The organism is Methylobacterium sp. CCH7-A2, from assembly GCF_001557075.1.
GTDB classification, from domain to species: Bacteria; Pseudomonadota; Alphaproteobacteria; order Rhizobiales; family Beijerinckiaceae; genus Allobosea; species Allobosea massiliensis.
On the sequence record NZ_LSKN01000291.1, the window covers coordinates 1 to 2,582 of the forward strand.

At 65.2% G+C, this 2,582-nt stretch carries 3 protein-coding genes and 1 pseudogene; all 4 read left to right on the plus strand.

What is annotated here, in order from left to right; all coding sequences use genetic code 11:
- Positions 1 to 134 (plus strand): annotated as a pseudogene (locus tag AX750_RS27005) (cytochrome c); the annotation flags it as partial.
- Positions 134 to 463 carry a c-type cytochrome gene (locus AX750_RS22230; protein WP_066720877.1) on the plus strand — a complete coding sequence of 110 codons (330 nt, stop codon included), beginning with the start codon at positions 134 to 136 and terminating at the stop codon, positions 461 to 463. The pseudogene AX750_RS27005 and the gene AX750_RS22230, both read left to right, overlap by 1 nt.
- Positions 464 to 497: 34 nt before the next feature.
- A complete protein-coding gene (locus AX750_RS22235; protein ID WP_066720875.1) occupies positions 498 to 1,022 on the plus strand; it encodes a DsrE family protein in 525 nt (174 codons plus the stop codon).
- 66 nt (positions 1,023 to 1,088) lie between these two features.
- Positions 1,089 to 2,366 carry an NAD(P)/FAD-dependent oxidoreductase gene (locus AX750_RS22240; RefSeq protein WP_066733691.1) on the plus strand — a complete coding sequence of 426 codons (1,278 nt, stop codon included), beginning with the start codon at positions 1,089 to 1,091 and terminating at the stop codon, positions 2,364 to 2,366.
- Positions 2,367 to 2,582 lie beyond the last annotated feature (216 nt).

The window sequence follows — 2,582 nt, forward strand, 5'->3', positions numbered from 1 at the left end:
GCGAGACGTCCGAAAAAGCGTTCTGGGGCAAGGAGCCCTGCATGACGAACTGCAAGTCGGAAGTGAAGATCACGGGGCGCGCCGCGGTCCTCGACGTCACGCCCGATTCGAAATCGGCGCCGAAGGTCGATTGATGCCGGGCTCACGACCGTCGCCCGGCTGGTTCGGCTTCGTCGCCGTCGCCGCCTCGTTGTCGGGCGGTCCCGCCCTGGCCGCCGGCGACAAGGCGCTCGGGGAGTATCTCTCCTCCGAGTGCACCGCCTGCCATCAGACCAGCGGCCGGCAGGTCGGGGGCATTCCCGCGATCGTGGGGCATCCAGCCGACCAATTCGTGGCGCTGATGGAGAGCTACCGGGACAAGCATCGCGAGAACCAGATCATGCAGACCATTGCGGGACGGCTGTCCCGCGAGGAACTGCTCGCTCTGGCCGCCTATTACGAGAGCCTGAAACCGGCCCCATGACGTCTGCCTCGCATTCGAGGCGAAGGAGGTCCCCATGAGCGATGCCCCCGAAACCGCCTCCCGCAGGACGATCATGGCCGCGGCCGCGGCAGGCCTTGTCGGCATGGCTTCGCCTGCCATCGCGGCGCCGCGCGAGCTGAAGCTCGCGGATCTGAAGAAGGAGGCCGACGTCGCCTGCGTCTACCATTGCGATTTCGGCGATCCGCCGCGCTTCGTGCAGATGCTGACCAATATCGCAAACCATTACTCCGCCTACGGCGCCGACCCCTTCGCGCTGCAGCTGGCGATCGTGGCGCATGGCCAGGGCGTCAAGTTCTTCCTCGACTCGCTGGAGGAGACGAGCTGGCGCGACGAGGTCATGGTCCCGAAGATCTTCGAACGGGTCGAGGATGTCGCCAAGAACGGGCTCAAGGTCCATCTCTGCGAGATCACCTTCAGCCGCCTCAAGCTCGACAAGGCCAAGGCCCGCAGCGCTGCCTTCATCTCCTTCGTGCCTTCTGGTGTGGCGACCGTCGCCGCCCTGCAGTCGAAGGGCTTCGCCTACATGAAGATCGGGTAGGCCCGCCAAGAGGCCGCCGGGGACGCCATCCAACGGACAACCAACAAAAAAATCCGGGAGAGAGACATGAAGATCAATCGTCGTGCATTCACCCTGTCGGGCCTGTCAGCAGCGGCGACGCTGGGGCTGGGCGCTCCGGCCGTCCTCGGCCAGGCCAAGCCGCGCGTCGTCGTGATCGGCGGCGGCGCCGGCGGCGCAACCGCCGCGCGCTACCTCGCCAAGGACAGCCAGGGCGCGATCACTGTGACGCTGGTGGAGGAGAACGAGACCTACCAAACCTGCTTCCACTCCAACCTCTATGTCGGCGGGTTCAAGCAATACGACGAGATCGTTCATCGCTACGATGCGCTGGCGAAGACCCATGGCATCACCATCGCCCGCGCCCGCGCTACGCAGATCGACCGCGACAAGAAGGAGGTCGTGCTCTCGACCGGGCAGCGCCTGCCTTACGACCGGCTCGTGGTCTCGCCGGGCATCGACTTGAAATACGATTCCGTTCCCGGCTGGTCGAAGGAGGCCGAGGAGACCATGCCGCATGGCTGGAAGCCCGGCCGCCAGACGCAATTGATCAAGCAGAAGCTCGACGCCGTGCCCAATGGCGGCCTGATCGTGATGATCGCACCGCCCAACCCGTTCCGCTGTCCGCCCGGCCCCTATGAGCGCGCCTCGATGTTCGCCCATGCGCTGAAGAAGGCCGGCAAGGCCGACGCCAAGATCATCATCCTCGATCCGAAGGAGGCCTTCTCTAAGCAGGGCGTGTTCCAGGCCGACTGGGAGAAGCGCTATGGCGGGATGATCGAATGGCTCGGCCCCAAAGTGCATGATGGCATCAAGTCGGTCGATCCGAAGACCAACACGGTCGTCACGGGGTTCGAGACCTACAAGGACTGCGCCTTCGTCAACGTCATCCCCGCGCAGATGGCCGGCGAGATCGCCCGCAGCGCGGGACTCGCCCCTGCCGGTGGGTATTGTGCGATCGACCCCGCGACGATGAAGTCGACCGCCGACGCCAACATCTTCGTGCTCGGCGATGCCTGCATTGCCGGCGACATGCCCAAATCCGCCTTCTCGGCCAACAGCCAGGCCAAGATCGCCGCCATGGTGATAAGGGGCGAGCTGACCGGCACCCGGACATTCCCGCCACGCTACGTCAACACCTGCTGGTCGCTTGTCGACACCGACGACACCATCAAGGTCGGCGGCCGATACGAGCCCAAGGACGGCAAGATCACGGCGACCGAAACCTTCGTGTCCCAGCCAGGCGAAAGCGATGCGCTGCGTAAGGAAAACCAGGCCGAGAACATGGGCTGGTACGCCGCCATCACCGCCGACATGTTCAGTTGAACGTTCCCCCGCACCGTGCCCTCCCGCGCGGTGCGACCTCCCTGGCCGCGCCGCTCCGGCGCGGCCTCATTTTCATCCCTGACGAAGGACGACTTATGAAATTGCTGCCCAGCGCCGCCCTGATCGCCACGGCCCTTGCCACGACTTCGCCCGCATCTGCACAGGACATCGCCGCCGGCGAGCGCTCCTGGAACAAGTGCCGCGCCTGCCATCAGA